The sequence below is a fragment of the Streptomyces sp. NPDC107562 genome, assembly GCF_055657325.1.
The window spans coordinates 68,577-93,854 of record NZ_JBVKBE010000020.1; the positions used below are offsets into that span (position 1 = coordinate 68,577).

Annotated in this window: 20 protein-coding genes; 8 read left to right on the forward strand and 12 right to left on the reverse strand. The window is 72.2% G+C overall.

Translation table 11 applies throughout. The features are described from left to right. Positions 1-80: 80 nt before the first annotated feature. Positions 81-2,066 (forward strand): N-acetylmuramoyl-L-alanine amidase, encoded by a 1,986-nt coding sequence (locus tag ACZ7LV_RS35815; protein WP_471945533.1) that lies wholly within the window; start codon positions 81-83, stop codon positions 2,064-2,066. Positions 2,067-2,115: 49 nt separating this feature from the next. On the opposite strand, the gene melC2 is transcribed toward ACZ7LV_RS35815, so the two are convergent. Continuing rightward, positions 2,116-2,943 carry a tyrosinase MelC2 gene (melC2, locus tag ACZ7LV_RS35820; RefSeq protein WP_471945534.1) on the reverse strand — a complete coding sequence of 276 codons (828 nt, stop codon included), beginning with the start codon at positions 2,941-2,943 and terminating at the stop codon, positions 2,116-2,118. Positions 2,944-2,975: 32 nt separating this feature from the next. Further along, positions 2,976-3,395, reverse strand: coding sequence for an apotyrosinase chaperone MelC1 (gene melC1 / locus ACZ7LV_RS35825; RefSeq protein WP_471945535.1), 420 nt, complete (start codon positions 3,393-3,395; stop codon positions 2,976-2,978). 362 nt (positions 3,396-3,757) lie between these two features. On the opposite strand from melC1, the gene ACZ7LV_RS35830 reads away from it, so the two are divergent. After that, a complete protein-coding gene (locus tag ACZ7LV_RS35830; protein WP_471945536.1) occupies positions 3,758-4,966 on the forward strand; it encodes an FAD-dependent monooxygenase in 1,209 nt (402 codons plus the stop codon). A gap of 6 nt (positions 4,967-4,972) precedes the next feature. Here ACZ7LV_RS35830 and ACZ7LV_RS35835 read toward each other — a convergent pair whose 3' ends face one another. After that, entirely contained in the window at positions 4,973-6,697 is a 1,725-nt protein-coding gene (locus tag ACZ7LV_RS35835) for a cholesterol oxidase substrate-binding domain-containing protein (RefSeq protein WP_471945537.1), read from the reverse strand. A gap of 138 nt (positions 6,698-6,835) precedes the next feature. Between ACZ7LV_RS35835 and ACZ7LV_RS35840 the strand changes: the two genes are divergently transcribed. Further along, on the forward strand, positions 6,836-7,819 hold the full coding sequence (locus tag ACZ7LV_RS35840; protein WP_471945538.1) for an aldo/keto reductase: 984 nt from the start codon (positions 6,836-6,838) through the stop codon (positions 7,817-7,819). Between the two features lie 63 nt (positions 7,820-7,882). Continuing rightward, a complete protein-coding gene (locus ACZ7LV_RS35845) occupies positions 7,883-8,389 on the forward strand; it encodes a DUF6328 family protein (protein WP_471945539.1) in 507 nt (168 codons plus the stop codon). A gap of 12 nt (positions 8,390-8,401) precedes the next feature. Here ACZ7LV_RS35845 and ACZ7LV_RS35850 read toward each other — a convergent pair whose 3' ends face one another. The 6 genes from ACZ7LV_RS35850 to ACZ7LV_RS35875 all read right to left on the reverse strand — a co-directional run bounded on the left by ACZ7LV_RS35850 (position 8,402) and on the right by ACZ7LV_RS35875 (position 14,636). Further along, positions 8,402-9,067 carry a DUF2238 domain-containing protein gene (locus ACZ7LV_RS35850; RefSeq protein WP_471945540.1) on the reverse strand — a complete coding sequence of 222 codons (666 nt, stop codon included), beginning with the start codon at positions 9,065-9,067 and terminating at the stop codon, positions 8,402-8,404. A gap of 81 nt (positions 9,068-9,148) precedes the next feature. Then, the gene (locus tag ACZ7LV_RS35855; RefSeq protein ID WP_471945541.1) at positions 9,149-9,574 is read right to left on the reverse strand and encodes an SsgA family sporulation/cell division regulator; all 426 of its coding nucleotides are present in this window, start codon (positions 9,572-9,574) and stop codon (positions 9,149-9,151) included. A gap of 122 nt (positions 9,575-9,696) precedes the next feature. Continuing rightward, positions 9,697-10,668 (reverse strand): LLM class F420-dependent oxidoreductase, encoded by a 972-nt coding sequence (locus tag ACZ7LV_RS35860; protein ID WP_471945542.1) that lies wholly within the window; start codon positions 10,666-10,668, stop codon positions 9,697-9,699. 68 nt (positions 10,669-10,736) lie between these two features. Beyond that, on the reverse strand, positions 10,737-12,353 hold the full coding sequence (locus ACZ7LV_RS35865) for a serine/threonine protein kinase (RefSeq protein ID WP_471945543.1): 1,617 nt from the start codon (positions 12,351-12,353) through the stop codon (positions 10,737-10,739). Positions 12,354-12,548: 195 nt separating this feature from the next. After that, positions 12,549-13,226 carry an AIM24 family protein gene (locus ACZ7LV_RS35870; protein ID WP_471945544.1) on the reverse strand — a complete coding sequence of 226 codons (678 nt, stop codon included), beginning with the start codon at positions 13,224-13,226 and terminating at the stop codon, positions 12,549-12,551. Between the two features lie 54 nt (positions 13,227-13,280). Further along, entirely contained in the window at positions 13,281-14,636 is a 1,356-nt protein-coding gene (locus ACZ7LV_RS35875; protein ID WP_471945545.1) for a CAP domain-containing protein, read from the reverse strand. A 225-nt stretch (positions 14,637-14,861) separates the two neighbouring features. On the opposite strand from ACZ7LV_RS35875, the gene ACZ7LV_RS35880 reads away from it, so the two are divergent. From ACZ7LV_RS35880 to ACZ7LV_RS35895, 4 genes are read left to right on the forward strand one after another with little or no spacing between them, the layout of a single operon-like run. Next, a complete protein-coding gene (locus ACZ7LV_RS35880) occupies positions 14,862-16,043 on the forward strand; it encodes an ROK family protein (RefSeq protein WP_471945546.1) in 1,182 nt (393 codons plus the stop codon). Positions 16,044-16,086: 43 nt separating this feature from the next. Further along, positions 16,087-17,925 carry an alpha-galactosidase D gene (locus tag ACZ7LV_RS35885; RefSeq protein ID WP_471945547.1) on the forward strand — a complete coding sequence of 613 codons (1,839 nt, stop codon included), beginning with the start codon at positions 16,087-16,089 and terminating at the stop codon, positions 17,923-17,925. 59 nt (positions 17,926-17,984) lie between these two features. Beyond that, entirely contained in the window at positions 17,985-20,348 is a 2,364-nt protein-coding gene (locus tag ACZ7LV_RS35890) for a glycosyl hydrolase family 95 catalytic domain-containing protein (RefSeq protein ID WP_471945548.1), read from the forward strand. Then, the gene (locus ACZ7LV_RS35895) at positions 20,345-21,580 is read left to right on the forward strand and encodes an SGNH/GDSL hydrolase family protein (RefSeq protein WP_471945549.1); all 1,236 of its coding nucleotides are present in this window, start codon (positions 20,345-20,347) and stop codon (positions 21,578-21,580) included. The genes ACZ7LV_RS35890 and ACZ7LV_RS35895 overlap by 4 nt, the downstream gene beginning before the upstream one ends. A gap of 15 nt (positions 21,581-21,595) precedes the next feature. On the opposite strand, the gene ACZ7LV_RS35900 is transcribed toward ACZ7LV_RS35895, so the two are convergent. The 3 genes from ACZ7LV_RS35900 to ACZ7LV_RS35910 are packed head-to-tail and all read right to left on the reverse strand — an operon-like array spanning position 21,596 to position 25,082. Continuing rightward, positions 21,596-21,952: a UBP-type zinc finger domain-containing protein gene (locus ACZ7LV_RS35900; RefSeq protein ID WP_471945550.1), complete on the reverse strand. Its 357-nt coding sequence runs from the start codon at positions 21,950-21,952 to the stop codon at positions 21,596-21,598. Further along, a complete protein-coding gene (locus ACZ7LV_RS35905; protein WP_471945551.1) occupies positions 21,949-23,409 on the reverse strand; it encodes an ATP-binding protein in 1,461 nt (486 codons plus the stop codon). The genes ACZ7LV_RS35900 and ACZ7LV_RS35905 overlap by 4 nt, the downstream gene beginning before the upstream one ends. After that, a complete protein-coding gene (locus ACZ7LV_RS35910) occupies positions 23,406-25,082 on the reverse strand; it encodes an NAD(P)/FAD-dependent oxidoreductase (protein WP_471945552.1) in 1,677 nt (558 codons plus the stop codon). The genes ACZ7LV_RS35905 and ACZ7LV_RS35910 overlap by 4 nt, the downstream gene beginning before the upstream one ends. Positions 25,083-25,278: the final 196 nt, after the last annotated feature.

A 25,278-nucleotide genomic window follows, 5' to 3' on the forward strand; every position in this document is an offset into this window, starting at 1 on the left:
GGCACGGAAGCGTACGAGGGGTGACGTGGAGAGCGACTCCGCTGTCGTGGTAGCGCCGAGCATCACCGGAGGCCCTTGCAATGACAGATCCCGCCACCCCCCGTGTCCCCGACGCAGTACGGCGGCGCCGCCGACGGGTCGTCTGCGTGACCGCGTCGGTGGCGCTGCAGGTTCCGCTGCTGGTCACGCTGCTGAGCCTGCCGCATTCCGACAGTGGCCCGGAGGTCGAGAACAGCGCGACGAAGCACCGCCGTCTGCAGGACGTCTTCACGGCCGCGGCGGCCGAGTACGGCGTGCCGCCCAGTGTGCTGATGGGCGTGTCCTACCAGCAGTCCCGGTGGGACTCCCACCTCGGCGCGCCCAGCGTCGCCGGCGGCTACGGCCCGATGCACCTGGTGGACCGGCCCCACGTCCAGGGCGCGCTGCCGGGAACGGGCGGCCTCGCGGGTCCGCAGTCCGGGCCGGGCAAGCAGACCGGCCGGGGCAGCCGCTCCCTGCAGCCCGCGGACCTGCAACGCGCCGCCCGCCTCATCGGGGTGCCGGTGGAGCAGCTGCGCACCGACCCGGCCGCCAACGTGCGAGGCGGCGCGGCACTGCTGGCGGCGATGCAGCGCGAGCTCGGCAAGCCGCTCAGCGCCGACCCGTCGGACTGGTGGGAGGCGGTGGCGCGCTACCCCGGCATGGGCGACTCCGTGTCGGCGAACACGTTCGCGAGCGACGTCTTCACCGTGATCCGGCGCGGCGCGCGCCGCACCACCGACGCGGGACAGCAGATCACCCTCCCCGCGAGCCCCGGCGTGAAGGCCCCGCCCCAGGACCCGAAACGGCCCAAGGACATCGAGTGCCCGCCGGAGCTGTCCTGCTCCTGGGTCCGGGCGCCGCACGTGGAGATCGGGGACGGCGAGTACGGGAACTTCGACCCCGCCGACCGGCCCAACGACCAGAAGGTCGAGTACATCGTCATCCATGACACCGAGGGCCCGCTGCCGGCCATGCTCCAGACGGTCCAGGACCCGACCGAGGTGTCGTGGCACTATTCCGTCCGCTCCAGCGACGGCCATGTCGTCCAGCACGTGAAGACCAAGGACGCGGCACGCCATTCCGGCAGCCAGTATGTCAACGCCCGCTCGATCGGCATCGAGCACGAGGGGATCCTCGCCCAGCCGGACACCTGGTACACCGAGCAGATGTACCAGGCCTCGGCCCGCCTGGTGCGCTACCTGGCCAAGAAGTACGACGTCCCGCTCGACCGGCAGCACATCTTCGGTCACGACAACGTGCCCTCCCCGATGGGCGTGACCATCCCCGACATGCACGACGACCCGGGCCCCTACTGGGACTGGGAGCACTACTTCGACCTGCTCGGCGCCCCGCTGCGCGGCCGGGCGGGACGGGACAGCGACATGGTGGTCATGCTGCCCGACTACGACACACACAAGCCGCTGTTCACGGGGTGCAAGGCCAGCGGCGTGCCGTGCGCGCCGCACGGTTCCAGCGCCGTCCGGCTGCACACCGAGCCGCGCGACGACGCCCCGCTCATCCAGGACCCCGGCCGCCGCCCGGAGGGCGACCCCTCGACCGAGGACGTCAACGACCTGGGGTCGCGGGTCTCCACGGGCCAGGTCTTCGCGGTCGCCGGACGCAAGGGCGACTGGACGGCGATCTGGTACCAGGGCAACCAGGCCTGGTTCAAGAACCCCAGGACCCGCCCGACGGCCATCGGCACGACCGGCCGGATGGTGACCCCGAAGGCGGGGCTGAGCGAGATCCCGGTGTACGGGCGCGCCTACCCGGAGCCGGACGCCTATCCCGACGACGTGCCGGTGTCGGACGACGCGCCACTTCCCTACAGCCTCCTCGCCGGTCAGCGCTACGTGACCCAGGACCGCGTCGCCGGTACCTATGTCGACAAGTCGGGTTCCGACAGCGCCTTCCGGGTCGTCAAGGGCGACGACGAGTACTACGAGATCCAGTTCGGTCACCGGCTGGCCTACGTCCGCGCGAGCGACGTGGACGTGGTGAACGGGTCGGCCACGGCGGGAGCGCCGTCCGGGTCGGGCAACTGACCGCTGCCCGGCGCGGCGCTCCCCGTCCGCCGGGGCCCCCGGACAGGCCTTAGGCGTCCGTGTCGAACGTGTAGTGGGCGGTGTGGTCCAGCAGGTCCGCCGGGGTGACGTCGTTCCACGGCTTCATGGGCTCGTCGAGGTCGATCACGTTCGGCGTCCCGGCCGCCGGGAGGTAGCCGGACGCCGGGTGCCTGCGCCGCCACTCGGCCCAGAGCTTGTCCACGAAGGCGTGGTGCAGCCAGAACACCGGGTCGTTCGGGGAGACGCCGGTGCCCATCTGACCGCCGACCCAGACGTGCACCCGGTTGTGCAGATTGACCCCCCGCCAGCCCTCCAGGTGGTTGCGGAACCCGTCCGAGGCGCTGTTCCACGGCGCCATGTCGTACGTCGCCATGGCGAGGACCGAGTCCACCTCGGCCCGGGTGGGCAGCTCCCGGACCGCGCTGCCGAGCGACCGGCGCAGGAACGTCCGGCCGTCGACGCGCACGTTGATCGGCCAGTTGCCGCTCGCCTCGGAGAACGGCCCGTCCGACACGCGGCCGTCCCGGGCCCGCCCGGTGCCGCCGAGGAAGTCCGGACCCCACAGCGAGGAGCGCACGGAGCGGTCGGCGGTCCAGTCCCAGTAGGGCAGCGCCACCGACGCGTCCACCGACTGCAGCGCCCGCTCGAACTCGAGCAGGAATCTGCGGTGCCAGGGCAGGAAGGACGGTGAACGGTGCCCGGTGCGCTCGCCGTTGTCGGTGTCACCGAGGATGAAGGCGTTGTGCGTCGTGACGAACTCGTCGTAGCGGCCGCTGCGCTTGAGTTCCACGAGGGCGGCGACGAAGCGCCGCTTCTCGTCGGTGGACAGGCTCGCCTGGTTCTTGCGGACGGTCATGTGCGAAGACTCCAGATGTGGTGCGGGGAAGGTCAGTTGGCGGGGAACGGAACGAGCCGGGCGCCCTGGAGCTCGTCGACCGCGGCGCGCGCGGCGGCACGCGGGGTCGCCACCGGGTCGTAGTGGCTGACCACGCTGATCCAGGTGCCGTCGGCGTTCGGCATCACATGCAGTTCCGCGCCGTCGACGAACACGGCGTAGCCGCCGCCGTGATGTGCGTGACCGCCCCCGGCGACCGGGTGGCCCTGTATGCGGCGACCCTTGTAGACCTCGTCGAAGGGCGCGGGGGAGTGGTGGCCGTGCTCGTGCCCGGCCGCTCGCGGCGGCCCGGGCGTGGGGGTGGCGGTGGCGGCGTCGGCCGCCGCGCCGGAGGTGACGGCCGCGGTGGCGCCGGCGGTCGCGGCGAGTGCGGCCGCGGCGGTGAGCGCGCGGCGACGGCTGAGTTCCGGCATGCGGACCTCCAGGGTTCGATGAGGCTGATTCGGCAGGTCGTTCGATCGACGACCCCGCATGCCTACCGGCCGGTGGGAGAGCGGGAGAAATCGCCCGGGTGTGGTTGGCTCCGATCCGGACAAGCAGCCATATCTCGTGCAAGGTTGAAGCAAGCTGATCTTGCCGACATGGCTGCCGGGACAGCCCGGAAGGGGGAATTCCTTCCCCTTGTCGCGATCTTGGCGGCGATCCTTCGCGGGCCGCCGCACCCCGCGTGGCCTGGCTCACTCCCGGAAGATGACGCGTTTACGAGAGGCGGCCCGGACCGCGACCCGCCTGCTACCCTGCGTCGCGAAATGATCGCTTTGAGTAATTCCTAGGGGTGTGCGTGAAGGTCGCCTGTGTCGGTGGCGGGCCCGCCGGCCTGTATCTCTCGATCCTGCTCAAGAGGCAGGACCCGTCCCATGACATCACCGTGCACGAACGCGACCCGGAGGGTTCGACCTACGGCTGGGGAGTCACCTACTGGCGCGGGCTGCTCGACACCCTCCACGCGCACGACCCCGAGTCGGCCCGTGCTCTCGACGCGCACTCCGTCCGCTGGGACGAGGGCGTCGCGCACGTACGGGACCTGACCACCCGGCACCCCGGCGACCAGGGCTTCGGCATCGGCCGGCACCGGTTCCTGGAGATCCTCGCCGACCGGGCCCGAACCCTGGGCGTCCGCGTCGAGTACGAGCGTGAGACCACCCCGGACCTGCTGCCCGACGCCGACCTGGTCGTGGCCGCCGACGGTGTCGGCAGCGCCCTGCGCACCCGGCACGCGGGTCACTTCGGCACGGAGGTGACGACGGGCCGGAACTCCTACATCTGGCTCGGCACCACCAAGGTCTTCGACTCCTTCACCTTCGCCTTCGTCGAGACCCCGCACGGCTGGATCTGGTGCTACGGCTACCCGTTCGACGACCGGCGCAGCACCTGCGTCGTGGAGTGCGCCCCCGAGACCTTCCACGGCCTCGGTCTCGACGGCGCCGACGAGGCGGACGGACTGGCACTGCTGGAGAAGCTCTTCGCCGTCGTCCTCGACGGCCACCGGCTCATCTCGCGCTCCTGCGCCCGCCCCGGCGCCCAGTGGCTGAACTTCCGCACCCTCACCAACCGCACCTGGTACCGCGACAACCTCGTCCTCGTCGGCGACGCCGCCCACACCACGCACTACTCCATCGGCGCCGGCACCACGCTCGCCCTGGAGGACGCCATCGCGCTGGCGGCGGCGCTCCGCGAGCACGCCCGTCTGCCCGAGGCCCTCGCCCGCTACGAGCGCGAACGCAAGGCGGCCCTGCTGTCCACGCAGAGCGCCGCACGCTACAGCGCCCAGTGGTACGAGAACCTGCCCCGCTACATCCACCTGCCGCCGGAGCGCATGTTCGCCCTGCTGGGCCAGCGCCACTCGCCCCTGCTGCCCTACGTCCCGCCGCAGTTGTACTACCGGCTCGACCGCGCGGCCGGGCAACTGGAGGCGCTGCGCCGGCTCAAGCGCTGGCTGGGCCCGCGGCTCGCCCGCACGGCGCACGGCCGCACCCTGAAGTAGTCCCCCTCAGCCCAGCAGCCGCCGCAGGAAGGCGTTGCTGAACACGTGGTGCGGGTCGAGCCGGTCCAGCACGCCGGCCGCCCGCCCCCACACACCCTCCCCGAACGACGCGGGCACCGCGGTGCCGATGACGTCCTCGTCCTGCCACGCGCCGGAGTCCGCGTACGCCCAGCCCTTGGACCACTCGACCCGCGCGAGCGCGTACCCGCCGCCGCTCCGGCCGTCGTAGCCGCCGAGCAGGAACCGCTCCAGCTCGCGCAGGAACGACTCCGCGTGCGGCGTACCCGGCAGCGTGAGCACGTCCAGCCAGACCGCGCAGTCCCACTCGGGACGGTCCTCGTCCGGCCGCACCGCGGACAGCGACGGGGCGCGGGCGCCCGCCAGTTCGGCGTCGGCAGGGTCGTCGAGGCCGGTCACGCGGATCTCCACCGAGCCGTTGACCGGGAAGCGGCCCCGGGACGCGTAGGACGCGAGCAGCTCCCGGTAGAAACCGGTGAACTCGTGGATCACCCGCTGCACCTGCCCCCGTGAGGTGAGCACGGCGTAGCCGTCGGCGTGCACCCGCAGGGTGGTCGGACGCAGATACAGCAGCGTGTTCTTGGAAGGCCCCCAGATGTCCCCGGACAGCGTCGCCGCCAGCCCGAGCGCGGCCACGTCGTACTGGAGGTTCCCCAGCACCGGAGCCAGCGACCAGGCGCCCTCCGCCACGATCCGCCCGACCAGATCCGCCACCGGTCGCGGAACGCTGTCCGAGAACGGGTAGTTGTACGGCCCCGAGACCCGCCGTGAGGCCGGCGGCCGCGTCGGGGCCACGCTCCACACCTTCAGCCAGGGACGCTCCGTGAAGGCGAACCAGATCGCCTCCACCCGCCCGGAGGCGTCGAGGAAGCTCTCGAAGGTGCGCCCGCCCGAACCCGGCGCGGCGAACAGCTCACCCGCGGGGATGTCGACGCGGCTGACGCACCGCAGCGGGGTGTCGGCCCCCACCCGCAGCACCACCTCCGTCACCAGTGCCCGCCCCAGATGGGTGAGCAGCGCGGCGCAGTCGGGCTCGTCGCGCCGGAAGGTGCGCAGCACGTAGGCGTCGCTGCCCTCGTCCCACACCACGGCGGTGAGCGACAGCACCAGATTGCTCAGCGAGCCGTACGTGTGCCCGGGCAGCCGCCGCTCGCCCCGGGCCGGCACGGCCGTGCCGTGTCCGTCGACGGCCAGGACGCCGCCCAGGGTGAGGTCGCCGGGCGCCGGTACGGCGGTGAGGCCGAGCCCGTGCCGCTCCAGAAAGGTCAGCAGCGCCTCCATAGTGACGCCGGTGCCGGCGCGCACGGCGGTCCGTCCGTCGACGGCGAGGCCCGTGAGGTGCCGGGCCATGTCGACGAGCAGGACGGGAGCTTCGGGGCGCGTCCCCTCCGGGATCGTCAGCGGGGACCAGCCGTGCGAGGCGCCCCGGGCGCGGACAGTCCAGCCCTCGCGCCGGGCCCAGTTGACGACGGCGACCACCTGTAGCGGCCCGTCCGGGGCACAGGCCCACAGGCCGGTGGCGGTGATCTCGCCGGTCCAGTTCCGGTACGCCGTCCGGTACAGGTCGACGTCTTCGGGGAATCCGGGCAGCTCCCGCGCGGCGGCTGCCGGATCGGGCACCAGCACGGCCGGTACGGCGGACAGGGCGGCGGCGGTACGCAGGAAGCCGCGCCGGGTGGGGAAAGGGGGCTCTTCGGTCAAACCGTCGGTCACGTGTGCACGCTAGGGCGGTTCGGGCGTGCACCGTCCGCCCGCCCGTGTTCCCTCACTCGTGTGAGTGAGGGATGCGCGGGTGGGCGCCCGGGACGACCGCCTCCGTGCGCGCCACCGGCAGGTGACAGACTGATCCCCATGGAAGAACGTGAATTCGGCAGGTCGGGTCAGCACGCGTCGGTCGTCGGTCTGGGCACCTGGCAACTGGGCGCCGACTGGGGAGACGTCGACGACAAGGAAGCCCTCACGGTGCTGGAGGCGGCGGCCGAGTCGGGGGTGACGTTCTTCGACACCGCCGACGTCTACGGCGACGGGCGCAGCGAGCAGACCATCGCCACGTTCCTGAGCAGCCGGCCGGACCTGCACGTGCTGGTCGCGACCAAGATGGGCCGCCGGGTCGAGCAGATCCCCGAGAACTACGTCCTGGACAACTTCCGGGCCTGGAACGACCGCTCCCGCCGCAACCTCGGTGTCGACCGCGTCGACCTGGTGCAGCTGCACTGCCCGCCCACCCCCGTCTACTCCTTGGACGAGGTCTTCGACGCCCTCGACACCCTGGTCGAGGAGGAGCGCGTCGCCGCGTACGGGGTGAGCGTGGAGACCTGTGCCGAGGCCCTCACCGCGATCGCCCGGCCGAACGTGGCGAGCGTGCAGATCATCCTCAACCCGTTCCGGATGAAGCCGCTGCGTGAGGTGCTGCCCGCCGCCCGGGAGGCCGGCGTCGGCATCATCGCCCGGGTGCCGCTCGCTTCGGGCCTGCTGTCCGGCAAGTACACGAAGGACACCGTCTTCCCGGAGAACGACCACCGCACGTACAACCGGCACGGCGAGTCCTTCGACCAGGGCGAGACCTTCTCCGGCGTCGACTACGCCACCGGCGTCGAGGCCGCGGCCGAGTTCGCCGCCCTCGCCCCCGAGGGGTGCACCCCGGCCCAGCTCGCCCTGCGCTGGATCGTCCAGCAGCCCGGCGTGACCACGGTGATCCCCGGCGCCCGCTCCGCCGAACAGGCCCGCGCCAACGCCGCCTCGGCGCACCTTCCGGACCTGTCCGAGGACACCCTCGGCGCGATCCAGGACCTCTACACCGCGCGCATCAAGGGGCAGGTCGAATCTCGCTGGTAGCGGCGCCGTTCCCGGGGAACCCGGTGGGGAAGAGTTTTCGGACGTTCTCGACCAGGAGGAACCGTGACGACCGCGGAAGGCAGTGTGCAGCGGCACAGAGGGCGGGACGAGACCGAGGAGGAGCGGGCCGACCGGATGTGGGGCGAGCTCATCCAGGAGGTCCGGATCGCCCAGATGGGCGTCCAGATCCTGTTCGGCTTCCTGCTGACCGTGGTCTTCACCCCGACCTTCGCGGACCTCTCGGACCTGGACCGCAGGATCTACATCGTGACCGTGGTCGTCGGCGCGGCGGCGACCGGCGCGCTGATAGGCCCGGTGTCGCTGCACCGGCTGGTCGCCGGCCGCCGGGTGAAGCCGCAGGCGGTCGCCTGGGCCTCGCGGCTCACCTTCGTCGGCCTGATCCTGCTGCTCGTCACCATGGTGTGCGCGCTGCTGCTGATCCTGCGCGTGGCGACCCACGACCCCTACGTCCCGTGGATCGTGGCCGGCATCGCCCTCTGGTACGCGCTGTGCTGGTTCGCCCTGCCGCTGTGGACCCGGCATCGCCACACGAACAACTCCAGCCACTGAGGCCCGCAAGGGTCACTGACGGGTCAGTGCGCCCAGCTGCCGGTCGTGGAACCGGCTGAGCAGGAGCAGCGAGGCGGTGGCGCCCACCAGGGCGCAGAACATGTCCCACTGCGTGTCCCACACATCGCCCTGTGTGGCCAGGAACGCGTCCGCCGCCTCGCCCCCGGTCACGGCCGCCGCCCACTCCAGCATCTCGAAGACCGCGCTGAAGGCCACGCACGCGCACACGACGAGCGGCGCCAGCCAGCGGCTGCCGCGCAGGGGCGAGGTGCGGACGAGCAACTCCCGTACCAGGACGGCCGGTACGAAGCCCTGCATGAGGTGACCGAAGCGGTCGTAGGGGTTGCGGTCCAGGCCGAAGGTGTCGCGCACCCAGTCGCCGAGCGGGACCTGCGCGTAGGTGTAGTGGCCGCCCACGATCAGGACCAGCGCGTGCGCGGCCAGCAGGCAGCACAGCAGGCCCGTCATCGGGAACCGCCGCCAGGTCAGGAACAGCACCGGCAGTCCGACGATCACCCACACCGTCTCCAGGAACCAGGTCGCCCGGTCGTGCGGCTCCCAGGCGGACACCGCGAGGGCCACGGTCACCAGTCCGGCGAGCAGCAGGGGCAGGCGCCGGCCGGTGCGGGCGGCGGACAGCGGGGAGATCCGGCGGGGGTCGGGACTGACAGCGGACATGGGCGCACTCCTCTTCGTGGGAGCCCCATCGTGTCGGCGCCGCCGGACCCGGTCATGAGTACGGCTACTCACGGCGGCTACTCAGCCGTCGGCGATGACCTCGGCCAGGAAGTCGTCCACCTCGAACTGCTCCTGCCCGGGCGGGACGATCTCGTGGGTGCGGCGCAGGAAGGAGTCGACGGCGGCGGCCCAGGCGAACACCACCGCGTGATGGCGTTCCCCGTCCGACCGGGCGTCGCCGAAGAACTCCATGCGCAGTTCGTCCCACATGCCCGTGGACACCGGGCGGAAGCGCACGTCGCCGAGGCCGACGGGCCGCCGCAGCCCGTCGAGGACCATCTCGCGGTCCAGCCGCCACCGGGCAAGGACATGGCCGTCATGGCTGAACACCATGGTGACGGCGAAGGGGTCGTCGGCCTCGTAGCCGAGGTGGGCGAGCACGGGAAAGCGGTCCGCGGTGCCCGCCTGGAGCTGCATGACCAGGGTCTTGTGCACATTGGTGTTCACCAGAGGGCCTCCGAGGAGAACGGTCGTGGAGACCCTCTAGTACCCCCGTCGTGCGTCTGATGCTCAGTCCTGAGGGTGATTCTCCGGCGCGCCGTGCGACGCGGAGAGCGGCGGAAGCACGTTCAGCCGAGGGCGTCGCGCAGCGCCGGCAGCAGGGTCTTCGCCGACCACTCCAGGTACTCCGGCTGCGAGTCGCCGCCGATCTGCACCAGCGCGATCTCCGTGAAGCCGGCCTCGGCGTACGGGCGCACCGCCGCAACGAAGTCCTCCGGGTCGGAGCCGCACGGGATCGACGCGGCGACGTCGTCCTGGGTGACGAACTGGGTCGCCGACTCGAAGGAGTCCGGGTGCGGCAGCTCGGCGTTGACCTTCCAGCCGCCGCCGAACCAGCGGAACTGCGCGTGCGCCCGCTTCACCGCCGTGTCGCGGTCGGGGTCGTAGCAGACCGGCAGCTGGCCCACGCGCGGCTTGCCGGTGCCGCCGTGCCGGTCGAAGGCCTCCAGCAGCCCTTTCTCCGGTTCCGTGGCGATGACGAGGTCGGCGAGCCGCCCCGCCAGCGCGCAGGACTGTTCACCGGAGACGGCGATGCCTATCGGCGGCGGCTCGTCGGGCAGGTCCCACAGCCGGGCCGACTCCACGTCGAAGTGCGTGCCGTGATGGTTCACATGACCGCCCGCGAACAGCGCGCGGATGATCTCGACGGCCTCCTCCAGCATCTCGTGCCGCACGTCGGCGGACGGCCAGCCGCCCCCCACGACATGCTCGTTGAGGTTCTCGCCCGACCCGAGCCCCAGCCGGAAACGGCCCTGGGCCAGCAACTGCATGGTCGCCGCCTTCTGCGCCACCACCGCCGGGTGGTAGCGGACGGTCGGGCAGGTCACGTAGGTCATCAGCGGGATGCGCTCGGTCGCCTGCGCGGCCGCGCCGAGCACGCTCCACGCGTACGGCGAGTGACCCTGGGAGCGGAGCCACGGAAAGTAGTGGTCCGAGGTCACGGAGAAGTCGAAACCGGCTGCCTCGGCCCGCACCACGTGGTCCACGAGATCGCGGGGACCGGCCTGTTCGGTCATCATCGTGTATCCGATTTGCACCATAGGGGGCGAGTTTCCGTGACCGGCCGGGGGAAACGGGGCAGGGCCCCGTGGATCTCGGCCGGCGGCGTTCAGCCCCCGCCCGGCCGGAAGGTGCGCAGGAACGTCTCCAGGGCGCGGCGGTTGCTCGCGTCGTCCCACACGTCGGCCGGGGTCGTCCAGCGCAGTGAGTAGCCGCGTCCGCCGCCGATGAGGAAGCCCCGGCCGAGGGTGCGGACCCGGCTGCCGTCGGCGTCGGCCAGCCACTCCATGTCGGCGGCGGCCTGCCCCTGGTAGGTCGTCGCGCGGATGTCGCCGATCCGCCGGTAGTCCCCGGCGGTCTGCCGCAGGTCCGGTTCGACGTCGTCGCGCCAGACCGCGACCGGGTCCGGTCCGACGCGCGCGCTGTACGTCACCGCCAGCGTGCGCGTGTCGCCGGGCGCGCCCAGCACCACGCGGTAGGCGAGATCGGACGCGCGTGTCGTGCTCAGGGGTTTCCAGCCCTCCGGGAGGGCGACGGAGAAGCCCTCGGGGGAGCGATAGGTGCGAAAGCCCGGTGGCAGGGCGGGGGCCGAGGGTGACGGGGCGACATCGGCGGGCGGCTCGGCCGGCGTGCTCGGCGCCGGGGCGGTCGGCGGGGGCGCGGGGGTGGACGGCCGGTTCGGGTCCGGGGCCCCGGCGGAGGCCGGCGGGCGGGTCTCGCCGCCGGAGGCGGACGTGTCCGTGCCGGACGGGTCACGGATCACCGCGAGCACCGCGACCGCCACCGTGACGAGGGCCAGTGCCGTTCCGGCGACCATGGTCCGTCTGCTCCATCCCGGGTCGGTGACGTGCAGGGCGGTGGCGTAGGCGCGGCGCAGCCGGGGGACGGGAGCGGGGGAGGGGGCCGCGTCGGCGGACTCGCCGACCACCCTGGTGAGCGCCTCGCGCACCACGGGCCGGGTGAGGCGCTCCCGGCCGTCCTTGCGCAACAGGCCCTGCACCACCTGGGCGAGGGGCCCGGCACGCAGCGGTGTGCGCAGCGGAAGCCGGTCCACGCCCTTCAGCGTGGCCTCGGGCCGCTCCCGCTCCCGGAACGGCGGGCGGCCCTCGACCATGGTGTAGAGGATCGCGCCCAGCGCCCACAGGTCGGCGGCGGGTCCGATGCGCTCGTCGCGGGCCTGCTCCGGCGAGGCGTACGACAGCGCCGTGAGCCGGGGGGCCAGCGTCGCGCCCGCCAGCCCGAAGCCCGCGACGACCGCCGGCCCGTCGTCGCGGACGAGGATCTGCCCCGGGCTCAGCTCGCCGTGCGTGATGCCCTCGCCGTGCGCGACCTCCAGCACGTCGAGCAGTTCCAGCCCGATGCGGGCCGCCCGCACGTAGTTGAACGAGCCGTTCCCGGCGAGGAGTTCCCCGAGCGGTGTACCGCCGAGCCACTCCGTCACCGTCCACAGCGCGCCCTCCTCCGCGACCGCGTCGATCACGCCCGCGACCCGGCCGGGACACAGCCGTCCCATCGTCTCGGACGTGCGCATGATGCGGCCGACGGTCCGGCGCGCGGCATCCCCGTCGGGCTCGCCCGGCAGCCCGACCCGGGTCAGCAGGCAGGGGCGGGCGGCCTCGACGTCCTCGCCGTACCAGCACACGCGGTTCGACTCGCGATGGACGGTCTCCAGGAGCCGGTACCTCCCGGCGACCAAGTGGTGTGCGGAGACGTACGCCTTGCTCATGGTCATCCCTCTGAACGCCTGGCTGTCACCTTTCCCAGAGGTACGCGGGGCGCCACGGAGTGTGTTCAACGTCCGGGGCGCCTATTCGCCCGGCGGACCAGTTTTGACGTCGCGTCAGTGCGGGACGGCTTGTCCCGGCGCACCGGACGCCCTGGCCCAGGGGCCAGGGCGTCACTCGTGCGGGACCCGGTCCGCTCAGTGCTGCTGGGCCTTGTGGGGCGAGGCCTCGCTGGGCCGCACGACGACGTACCCCTCGCCCTGCAGCATCAGCTGGACGGCCTCACCCGAACCGCCGCGCAGCATCGAGCCGATGGACTGCGAGCGGTGCAGGGAGGTCTGCAGCCCGGCGGTCCAGCCGACCACCGCGTCCGTGTCGACGTACACCGGGTACTGCCCCGAGACCGGGATGACGAGCGGACTGCCGTCACAGACCAGGCCGAGCCTGCCCTGCCCGCTGAAGACGCTGTTGAACAGGCCGCCGCCGGTCATGCCCGCGCCCTTCACCGTGGCGATCCGGTACGACAACGTGGCGTCGAAGCACAGGACGTTACGGCCGTTGACCGTGAACTCGTCGCCCGGCTCTACGTCGACGACGAAGCAGTTCTGCGCCTCGTTCGCGAACCAGGCCTCGCCCTGGCCGCGCACCGCCATGAGGGGCAGCCCCTCACCCGTGACCGCGCGCTTGAGCATGCCGCCCATGCCCTGGCCCTTGCGCTCGAAGGCGAGGTTGCCCCGGTAGGCGATCATCGCACCCTGCCGGGCCAGCATCTCGCCGTTGACGGCGTATCTGATGCACTTGGCGTTCTCGACGGTCATGCCCGGCGCCTGCGCGGGCTGGACCATGTGCTCACTGGAAAAGAGGTCACCCTTCATGCGGGCATCCTGTCCGGTGTATGCCGTTCTGCCAACATCGGCCGCCGAACCGGTTCAGCCGCCGAACAACTGCGTCCAGTACGTGCCCGACCGGCCGCCGCCCGTGAACCCGACGCCGATGTGCGTGAAGCCCGGTGCCAGGATGTTGGCGCGGTGCCCGGGGCTGTTCATCCACCCGGTCACCACCTCGGCGGGGGAGCGCTGGCCGCAGGCGATGTTCTCGCCGATCGAGCGGCGGGCGGAGCCCGCGGCGGCGGCCCGGTCCCAGGGGCGACTGCCGTCCGGCGCGGTGTGGGAGTAGAAGCCGCGGGCCACCATGTCGTCGCTGTGCGCCTGCGCGGCCCTGGTCAGCACCGGGTCGGGGGTCAGTTGCGGCAGGCCGGCGCGGGCGCGCTCGTGGTTGGTGAGGCCGATGACGTCGGCCCTCGCGCGGATGAGACCGGCCGACGTGAGAGGCGTCGCCCACAGCGCGGTCCAGAACGTGTCCCCGGACGGGCCGCCCACGGCAAAGGCGAGCCCGGCGTGGGTGAAGGCAGGCTCGTGCAGGGTGCGGCGCAGGCTCTCGGTGCGCAGGCAGTGGTCGACGAACTCGGCGAGGGTGCGCGGGCCGGAGACCAGGTGTTCGCCGACCGTGAGGTACGCGAATCCGGCGGCGGTCACGCGCTGGTGGACCGCGACACCGTCGCCGCCCTCCACGCCGAGCCGGCCGGCGGCGGCCATGGCGAGGGCATGGCGCCGGGCCGCGTCGGCCAGGCGCGCGTCGAGCGAGACGGGCGGCGAACCGGCGCGAGCACGGGCGGAGTTGACGAGGGGGAGGAAGCCCGGCGCCTCCGCGTCGGACGGCGGGCCGGGCGGGGCGGCCCGACGCCCGGCGCTCGGTGCCCCGGCCGGGACGGGTGCCGAGGGGGCCGAAGGGGCCGACGGCGCGCCGTCGTCCGCGACGTCGACGCCGAAGTCGCGCGCCAGGCCCGCCAGTCCGTCGGCGTACCCCTGCCCGAGTGCCCGCACCTTCCAGTCCGCGCCGCGCCGGTACAGCTCGGCGAGCAGCAGCACCGTCTCCTGTCCCGGGCGTGGGGGAGTGAACCGGGCCACGTGACGGCCGTGCGTGTCGGTGACGAAGAGCGTGGGGACCGGCAGGCGGCCCAGCGGCACGCTGGGGTCGGCGGGGCTGACGACGACCGTCACGCGCGTGGCCCCGGCACGCAGCCGCCGCGGGTCGACCGTGAGCGTGTCGCCCCGCAGCACGGCTCCTGGGGCGGCGGGCTGGTTGAAGAAGACGAAATCGCCGTCGCCGCGCACCTTGCGACCGTCGTCGGTGACGAGTGCGGACAGGTCGAAGGGACCCGGCACGCGCACGGTCACGGCACCGCCCGGGAGCGGTGCGTTGCCTCCGGGGACCAACTCGCTCATGCTGCCGCCCTGTCGGTGTCCGTCGCGATGGAGGGTCCAGGGGTGTCGTTGCCGAAGAACGCACGCCGACGGCCGGCGGTTCCCGGACCGGAGGACGCCTTTGATAGACCCGCAAGAAGCCCTATCCGGCTTTGAATTGAAACCCTGATGGCTACTCAGCTCGACCTTCTGTTGATTCCTGCTTCTTTCATTGACAGCGGAAAATAAGCCGCCTAGGTTCCCGCCATGCCCTCGACCACCCCTGCCGAGGTGTTCCCGGTCCCCACGCCGGCCGCCTCGCAGATCTTCACCACCGTCCTGTCCCACGGCCCCCTCACGCGTTCCGAGATGGCCGAGCGGACCGGGCTGTCCGCAGCCGCGGTGACCAAGGCGGTCCGGCCCCTCATCGAGGCCGGCTATCTGGTGGAGGACGTGGACGAGGAGGCCGAGGCCCGCCGCGCGCTGGGCCGGCCGGCGAACCCGGTGCGGGTCGACGGCGGCCGGGCGCTGTTCATCGGGGTCAAGGTGACCGGCGACGAGCTCATCGGCGTCCTCACCGACCTGTGCTGCCGCATCCGGGTGGCACGCCACCTCCCGCTGCCCGCCCGTGACCCCGAGCCGGTCCTGGCGCAGTTCGCGGAACTGGTGCGCGAGTTGCTCACGGAGGCGGACGGCTTCGGCGTCCCGGTGCGGGGCATCGGACTCGCGGTCTCCGGCGACGTCGACCGCGCGGCGGGTGCCGTGCGGTACTCGCCGTTCCTGGAGTGGCACGACGTTCCGCTCGCCGAACTCGCCGCCATGACCACCGGGTTGCCGGTGACCGTCGACAACGACGTCCGCGCCCTGACCGTCGCCGAGCAGTGGTTCGGCGCGGGGGTGGGCCTGTCCGACTTCGCCGTGGTCACCGTCGGCGCGGGTATCGGCTGCGGTCTCGTCGTGCACGGGCGGGTCGTCGCCGGGGCGCACGGCGTGGCCGGCGAGATCGGGCACGTGGCGATCGACCCGGCCGGCCCGCCCTGCCACTGCGGCAACCGGGGCTGCGTCGAGGCCATCGCCGGGGAGGAGGCCATCGTCGCGGGGGTCAGGGAGGCGACGGGCGTCCAGGTCGCCGACGCCGCCGCGGCCCTGGCCCTCGCCCACGCGGGCGACGCCGGGGCCCGGGCGGTGTACGCGCGCGCCGGCGAGGCCATCGGCCGCGGCATCGCCACCGTGGCCAACCTCTTCGGACCCGAGCTGGTGACCATCTCCGGCGAAGGACTGGCGGCCTACGACCTGTTCGCCGAACAGATCCGCGACACCTTCGCGGCCGCCGCCTTCGGCTCGGCCGCCCGATGCACCGTACGGACCCGCCCGCTGCCCTTCGAGGAATGGGCACGCGGCGCGGCCGCGACGGCGATCCAGAGCTTCATCACCACGGACCAGAACTAGCCCGACCCACCCGCTGTTGTACCGAGCCCAGGAGATACGACCCATGCGGTCACCCTCGCATTCCGTCCTGCCCGCACGCGGCCTGAGAGCCGTCGTCGTCCTCGCCCTCACGGCGGGCCTGGCCACGGCCGTCCCCGCGGCCCAGGCCCAGTCACCGGCCAGGACCACCGCCCCGGACCGGGCCGCGGCGGCCACCACCGCCCCGGCTCTCGCCGCCAAGCCCTACATGGGCTGGTCGAGCTGGAGCATGCAGTCGTCGAAGTACCCGGGCCTCAACCCGGACGGCGACTACAGCTATCTCACCGAGGCGAACGTCCTGAAGCAGACGGACGCCATGGCCTCGAAGCTGAAGCGGTACGGCTACGAGTACGTCAACATCGACGCCGGCTGGTGGCGTGACAAGGCGTGGAAGCCCTGGTTCGACGACTACGGCCGCCAGAAGGCCGACCCGGACCGCTTCCCCCGCGGCATGAAGGCCGTCGCCGACCACATCCACGCCAAGGGGCTCAAGGCCGGTATCTACCTCCCCGTCGGCCTGGAGAAGGAGGCGTACGGCGAGGGCAAGGTGCCGATCTGGAACGCCGAGGGCTGCACCACCGCCGACATCGTCCACGACGACCTGCGCACCACCAACGGCTGGGACAGCGCCTACAAGATCGACTTCTCCGATCCCTGCGCGCAGAAGTACATCGACTCCCAGGCACAGCTCTTCGCCGACTGGGGCTACGACTTCCTCAAGCTCGACGGCGTCGGCCCCGGCTCCTTCAAGAGCGGCGAGAACTACGACAACGTCGCCGACGTCGCCGCCTGGCAGAAGGCCATCGCCGCCGCCGGCCGGCCGATCCACCTCGAACTGTCCTGGTCCCTGGACATCGGGCACGTCGCGGACTGGAAGAAGTACTCCAACGGCTGGCGCATCGACACCGATGTCGAGTGCTACTGCAACACCCTCGCGACCTGGGAGAACAGCGTCGTCGACCGCTGGTACGACGCCCCCGCGTGGTCCCGGCACGCGGGCCCCGGCGGCTGGAACGACCTCGACGCGCTGGTCGTCGGCAACGGCGAGATGGGCGGCCTGACGAAGGCCGAACGGCAGAGCCAGGCCACCCTGTGGGCCATCGCCAAGTCCCCGCTGTTCAGCGGCGACGACCTGACCCGGCTCGACTCCTACGGTCTCTCCCTGCTGACCAACCGCGAGGTCATCGCCGTCAACCAGGCCGACGCGCCGGCCGCGAAGCTCCTCACGCCGTCCGACCCGCAGCAGGTGTGGGCGGCGAAGAACCCCGACGGCACCTACACCGTGGCCCTGTTCAACCTCGGCGACGCGCCGGCCGCCGTCACCGCCGACTGGGGCATGCTCGGCTTCACCGGCAAGGCCGACGTGCGCGACCTGTGGAACCGCGAGAACCTGGGCGCGCACCGGGGCGGCATCACCGAGGCCCTGCCCGCCCACGGCTCCCGGCTGTTCACCGTCACCCCGCGCGGCACCGCCGTCACGACGACCGCCTACGAGGCCGAGTCCGAGGCCAACACCCTCGGTGGCAACGCCTCCGTCGCCGACTGCTCCGCCTGCTCCGGCGAGCGCAAGGTCGGCAACCTCTACCTCGGCGGCAAGCTCACCTTCAACGACGTGGTCGTCGCCAAGGCCGGCACCTACCAGGTCAAGGTCGCCCACGTCAGCGGTGACCCGCGCACCCTCGACGTCTCGGCCAACGGGGCCGGCGCCGTGCGCCACAAGTTCGCCTCCACCGGCGACTGGGGAACCGCCGCCACCGTCAGCGTGCCCGTGAAGCTCGAGGCGGGCGCCAACACGATCACACTGGACAGCGGCACCGGCTACGCGCCGGACATCGACCGCATCGACGTACCGAAGTCGCTCTGAAGCCCGAGGGACCCGGCGCCGGCCGGGTCCCTCTCCCCCCTCGCACCCGGAGCCGCCGTATGTCCGAACCCAGCAGAAGAACCCTGCTTTCCGCCGCCACCACGGTCGGCCTCGCCACCGCCCTCGCCGGCCTGCCCGCCTTCACCGCGACCGCCGCCCCCCGGCGCCCCGCCGCCGACGCCGCGCTCCCCACCGGCACCGCGCGCGACACCCTGTGGTGGCGGGCCCCGGGCGACGCCCACTCGATGATCGAGCAGGGCCTGCCCGTCGGCAACGGCCGCATCGGCGCCCTCGCGAGCAACGACCCCGGCCGCGAACTGCTGCTGCTCACCGACGCCACGATGTGGACCGGCGGCCTCAACGACACCCTCGACGGCGACGGCCAGTTCCCCTACGGCCGCGCCGACTTCGGCTCCTTCACCCTGCTCGCCCGGCTCACCGTCGACATCCCCGACCACGACCTGTCGGCCGTCACCGACTACCGCCGTTCCCTCGGCCTGGCCCAGGGCGTCGTGGCCTCCTCGTACGTGCGCTCCAGGGTCACCTACCGGCGGCAGATCTTCGCCAGCCGGCCCGACGACGTGATCGTCCTGCACTTCACCCAGAGCGGCGGCGGCCGGTACACCGGCTCCATCACCCTGGACGGCACCCACGGCGAGAAGCCGGGCGCGGAGTCCTTCGGGTCGGCCCTGGCGAACGGGCTGCGCTACGGCGCCGCCGTGACCGCACGCGGCAGCGGCGGCCGGGTCGCCGTGAACGGCACCCGGATCGACTTCGCCGGCTGCGGGGAACTCACGGTGGTCGTCAGCGCGGGCACCGACTACGCGCCCGACGCCCGCACGGGCTACCGTGATCCGTCCCTCGACCCCGAGCGGCTGGCCCGGACGAAGGTGCGCGACGCCGCCGCCCACTCGGCCGGTACCCTCCTGCGCACGCATGTCGCCGACTACCGCGACCTGTACGGCCGGCTGGACCTCTCCCTCGGCGAGTCGAGCGCCGAGCAGCGCGCGCTGGACACCTGGGAGCGGCTGAAGGCGCGCGCCCGCGACGACGTCCCCGACCCCGAACTGGAGGCGGCCTACCTCCAGTACGGCCGCTATCTGATGATCTCCGGCTCCCGCGCCAGTCTCCCCCTGAACCTCCAGGGACTGTGGCTGGACGGCAACGACCCGGACTGGATGGGCGACTACCACACCGACATCAACGTCCAGATGAACTACTGGATGGCCGACCGCACCGGACTGTCCTCCTGCTTCGACGCGTTCACCGACTACTGTCTCGCCCAGCTCCCGTCCTGGACCGAGCTCACGCGAAGACACTTCAACGACCCGCGCAACCGCTACCGCAACTCCAGCGGGCGGATCGCCGGCTGGACGGTGGCCTTCTCCACCAACCCGTACGGCGGCAACGGCTGGTGGTGGCACCCCACAGGCAACGCCTGGCTCTGCAACAGCCTGTTCGAGCACTACGAGTACACCCAGTCCGGCGACCACCTGGCGAAGATCTACCCGCTGCTCAAGGGTGCCTGCGAGTTCTGGGAGACGCGGCTGCTGACCGCCACCGCGCCGGGCACCTCCCGAGAAGTGCTGATCGCGGACAGCGACTGGTCGCCCGAGCACGGCCCGCAGGACGCCAAGGGCAACACCTACTCCCAGGAGATGGTCTGGGCGCTCTTCGGCAACTTCTGCGAGGCGTCCGCCCGGCTGGGGAAGGACACCGGCTACGCCGCCACGATCGCGGGCCTGCGCAAGAAGCTGTACCTGCCCGAGGTGAGCCCGAAGACGGGCTGGCTGCAGGAGTGGATGTCGCCGGACAACCTGGGCGAGACGACCCACCGGCACCTGTCCGGGCTGGTCGGGCTGTTCCCGGGCGACCGCATCCGCCCCGACGGATCCACCCCGAAGGAGATCGTCGACGGCGCCACCGCGCAGCTCACCGCGCGCGGTATGAACAGCTTCGGCTGGGCCAACGCCTGGCGCGCGCTGTGCTGGGCCCGTTTGAAGAACGCCGAGAAGGCCTACCAGCTCATTGTGAACAATATGCGTCCGTCCACCGGCGGCACCAACGGCACCGCCTTCAACCTCTTCGACATCTACGAGGTCGAGCAGGGCCGCGGCATCTTCCAGATCGACGCCAACTTCGGCACCCCGGCCGCCCTGAGCGAGATGCTGCTGTACTCGCGCCCCGGCCACCTGGAGGTCCTCCCGGCCCTGCCCCCGGCCTGGGCCGCGTCCGGCCACCTCAAGGGCGTCGCGGCGCGCGGCGGCTTCGTCGTGGACCTCCAGTGGCGGGACGGGCGGCCGACCTCGGTCCGGCTGCGCAGTGTCGGCGGCCGGAGCACGACCGTGGCGTACGGGAGCACCTCCCGCACGGTCACGCTGAAGCCGGGCGAGTCCGTCACGCTGAAGGACCTCGGCCGGTGAGCGGCCGCAGGGCACGCCTGGGAGGCGTCATCGGCGTCCTGCTGCTGGCGTCGGTGCCGCAGGTCCCGGTGGCCGCGCAGGCAGCGCCTGCCCGGCACGACGTCGTCACCTGGGGAGCCGGCGCCGACCGGCTCGGTGACGCCGTCGCCGACCGCAGCTACCGGCTGGTCGTGCGCACCAGCGTCGGCGGCGACCAAATGCGCGTCCGGCTCTCCAACGCCTTCGGGGACCGGCCGGTGACCTTCGACAGTGTGCACGCGGGCGTCCAGCGGGCGGGTGCCGCGCTGGTCCCGGGCAGCAACCGGCGGATCACCTTCGGCGGCGCGCGCTCCGTCAGCGTCCCCGCGGGCGCCACCGTCCTCAGCGATCCGCTGCCCGGCAGGGCAGCTCCCGGCCTGACCCTCGTGATCAGCCTGCACAGCCCCGACGCGGCCGGTCCCGCGACCGGCCACGGCATGGCCATGCAGACCTCGTACGCGGCACAGGGCGACCACACGGCCGAGGAGGGCGCCGGTCACTTCACGGACACCATCGGCTCCTGGTTCTACCTCGACGCCGTCACCGTGCGCACCAGCGCCTCGACCGGCGCCGTGGTCGCCCTCGGCGACTCCATCACCGACGGCTGGGAGTCCAGCACCGACCTGAACCGCCGCTGGCCCGACTACCTCGCCCGCAGGCTCGCGGCGGCGCCCGGGGCGACGGTGCGGGGCGTGGCCAACGAGGGGATCTCGGGCAACAAGGTCCTGGCCGACGGGGCCGGGCAGAGCGCGCTGAACCGGCTGGAGCGGGACGTGCTGTCCCATCCGGGCGTCCGCACCGTCTTCGTGTTCGAGGGCGTCAACGACCTCAAGGCCCACACCGGCGTCACCGCGGCGGACCTCATCAAGGGCTACCGGGAGCTCGCCGAGCGGGCGCACGCGGCGGGCAAGTGCGTCGTCGGCGCCACCGTGGGGCCCTTCAAGGGCTGGTCGGAGTGGGACCCGGCCGCCGAGGCCGTACGCCAGGAGGTCAACGCGTTCCTCAGGGACAGCGGCACGTTCGACGCGGTGACCGACTTCGACCGCATCCTGCGCAACCCCTACGACCCCGAGCGGATGATGCCGTTCCTCGACAACGGCGACCACCTGCACCCCAACGACAAGGGCATGCAGGCGCTCGCCGACGCCGTGGACCTCAAGAGCCTCGAATGCGCCGCCGGGCCCCGCACGGGGGCGCCGGGGGGCGCGCACTGACCCGGCGGCCGGACCTCACTGCCGCAGCGCGCGGGCCCAGTCGGCGGGCACCCGGCCGGCCGGGCCCGGCGTCGGCTGGTCCGCGGGATGGCACACCGGCGGCGCCAGGTCGGGCCCGGCGTCGTACGCCTCCTCGGTCGCGAAGTTCCAGAACCATTGCTCGCCAGGTTCGAAGCTGCGCATCACCGCGTGCCCGGTGGCCTCGTAGTGCGCGGTGGCGTGCTGGGCGGGCGAGGAGTCGCAGCAGCCGATGTGCCCGCACTGGGCGCAGCGCCGCAGATGGAACCACCACCCTCCGGCCTCGTCGCACTCCGCGCAGCCCGCCCCGCTGGGCGGGACGCTCGGGTCGATGCCGCTGATGTCACTTGTCATGCCGACTCCTCGGGGGCCGTCTCGTCCTCGGTGGCGGTGAGCGGGAGCAGTACCTGGAACCGGGTGTCACCCGGAACGGACTCCACCTGGAGGGTGCCGTGGTGCTTGTTGACCACGATCCGCCAGGAGATGTCGAGGCCGAGCCCGGTGCCCTCGCCCACGGGCTTGGTCGTGAAGAAGGGGTCGAAGATACGGTCCCGGATCTCGGGCGGCACCCCGGGACCGGTGTCGCGGAACTCCACCAGCAGGCACTCGCGGTCGCGCGCCGTGCGCACCGTCAACGCCCCTTCACCGCCGTCGCTGTTGATCGCGGAGACGGCGTTGTCGATCAGGTTGGTCCACACCTGGTTCAGCTCGGCCGGATAGGCGGGCACCTTCGGCAGCGTACGGTCGTAGTCCTTGACGACCTTGATCTGCGGGCCGATCTTGGCCGACAGCATCAGCAGCGTGCTGTCGAGGAGTTCGTGCACATCGGCCATCCGGTAGGGGGCGCGGTCGAGCTGCGAGTACTGCTTCGCCGCGTCCACCAGGTGGGAGATCCGGGTCGTGGAGTCCAGGATCTCGTCCATCAGCAACTCGGTCTCGACCGTGTAGTTGAGCCATCCGATCGCGCCCGGCAGGATCTCCTCGTCCACGGCGGCCGCGATCTGGTCGAGCCAGTCCAGGTCCAGGCCGGCCTGGACGAAGGTGGGCGCGATCCGCCAGCCGTCGGGGATGGCGTGCTCCTCCAGCCAGTCGCCGACGGCGTCCTCACGGTCCGCGGCCTCCAGGGGGCTCAACGCGGGCGCCTTGGCGACGCGTTCCGCCGTGCGCTCCTGGATCTCGATGAGGTTGGCGAGCGCCTCGCGAGGATACGGCCCCGCCGAGATGACGCGCAGCTTGTGCCGCATCTTCGCGACCCGCTCCCGCAGCGAGGACGTCGCCCGGACCGCCGCCGCGGCGGGATTGTTGAGCTCGTGGGTGAGCCCGGCCGACAACGAGCCGAGCGCCAGCAGCCGTTCGCGCTGACCGATCATCCGCTGGGTGGTCTTCGAGCCGAAGAACAGCCCCTCCAGCAGGTGGACCGCCATCGGGAACCACTCCTGCATGATGCTCGCGAAGGTGTCCGCGGGCAGGATGAAGAAGCGCGTCGGCTCGGTCACGCGCATCGAGTTGTTGTACACCTGCCGCACCCGGTCGCCGAGGTAGGCCTGCATGGCGCCGGCGTACACCCCGCTCTGCGAGGTCCGGGTGACCTCGACGTCGTCCGCGCCGACCCGCCGGGACAGCACGACCGTGCCCTCGATCATGACGTAGAAGCAGGTGGCGGGGTCGCCCTCGGTGTACACCGGCCCGGCCTCGTACCGCTCCACCCGCCCCGCGGCGCACAGCCGTCCGAGCTGCTCGGGCGTGAGCCGCTCGAACAGGAACAGGGAGCCGATCTCCTGGGGGTTGCACGGCATCTGCCGACCACTCATGACTGCTCCAGATAACGGTGGACGAGCATGACGGCCATGGCACCCTCCCCGACGGCCGACGCGACCCGCTTGGCGGACTCGGCGCGCGCGTCGCCCGCCACGAACACCCCCGGGACACTTGTCTCGAGGTGGTACGGCGGCCGGTCCAGCTCCCAGCCCGACGGCGGCCGCCCGTCCGGCGTGAGGTCGGGCCCGGCCAGGATGAACCCGCGCTCGTCGCGCAGCACCGTGGTGTCCAGCCAGTCGGTCAGCGGCGCCGCGCCGATGAAGACGAACAGCCACTGCGCGTCGACGAGTTCGGTGTGGCCCGTCGCCGTGTCGCGCAGCGTCAACTGCTCCAGGTGGTCGGAGCCGTGCGCGGACTCGACGACCGTGCCGCAGCGCACCGAGATGTTCGGTTCCTGCTCGATCTGCTGGATCAGGTAGTACGACATCGACGCCGTCAGCGACTGCCCGCGCACCAGCAGCGTCACCGACTTGGCGCCCCGGGCCAGGTACATCGCCGCCTGCCCCGCCGAGTTGGCGCCGCCCACGATGTACACGTCCTGGCCCTGGCAGGAGGAGGCCTCGGTCAGCGACGAGCCGTAGTACACCCCGCAGCCGTTCAGCTCGTCGCAGCCCTGGGCGGCCAGCTGCCGGTACTGCACACCGGTCGCCAGGATCACACTGTGCGCGGCGATCTCCGAGCCGTCCGAGAACCGCACGACCCGCGCGGCCCCGTTGACCTCCAGCGCCGTCACCTCACGCGCGGTGAGGATCTCCGCGCCGAACCGTGACGCCTGACGGCGGGCCCGGTCGGTGAGCTGCGCGCCGGAGACTCCGTCGGGGAAGCCCAGGTAGTTCTCGATGCGTGAGCTCTGCCCGGCCTGACCGCCGGTCGCCGACCGCTCGACGAGCACCGTCCGCAGCCCCTCGGAGGCCCCGTACACCGCCGCGCCGAGACCGGCCGGGCCGCCGCCGATGACGACCAGGTCGTAGAAGTCGGCGTCGGGTGTCGTGGCCAGCCCCACGTGGGCGGCGAGTGCGGCGGGCTCCGGCTCCACCAGCGGCGTGCCGTCCGGCGTGATCACCAGCGGCAGCCGCTGCCCGTCCACCCCGGCGGCGTCCAGCAGCCGCTGCCCCTCGGGCTCCTCGGCCGAGTACCAGCGGTACGGCACCTGGTTGCGGGCCAGGAACTCGCGGATGTCCGTCGAGCGCGCCGACCAGCGGTGGCCGACCACCTTGGTGCTGGGCACCGGCCGGTAGTCGCTGCGCCGCCAGGCGTCCAGCAGGTCGTCGAGGACCGGGTAGAGCTTCTCCTCGGGCGGGTCCCACGGCTTGAGGAGGTAGTGGTCGAGATCGACGACGTTGATCGCGTCGATCGCGGCGCTGGTGTCGGCGTACGCGGTCAGCAGCACCCGGCGCGCACCCGGGTACACGTCCAGGGCCTGTTCCAGGAACTCGATGCCGTTCATCTGCGGCATGCGGTAGTCGGCGAGGATGACCGCCACCAGGTCACCGCGCAGTTTCAGCTCGCGCAGCGCGTCCAACGCGGACTCGCCGGACTCCGCGCGCACGATCCGGTACGACTGGCCGTAGCGCCTCCTGAGGTCCCGTGCCACCGCACGGGAGACTCCCGGATCGTCGTCCACGGTCAAGATGACGGTCCGCGCTGCCTCGGCGGCCTCTGCCATGCGTGCGTCTCCCACCCCGAGCGGTCGGTATCAGGACGCGGCGTCCCCCTCGTCACCGCACCCGGCTCCGGCCATCGTATGTTCGATCGCGCCGGTTCGCTCAGGCATGCCGCGGGCGACGGCGGGACCGCGCGGTCCGGCCTCCCCCTCGCCGCTCTCGTGCGGACGGGCGTGGGGAAGACTGGGCGTGACGGAC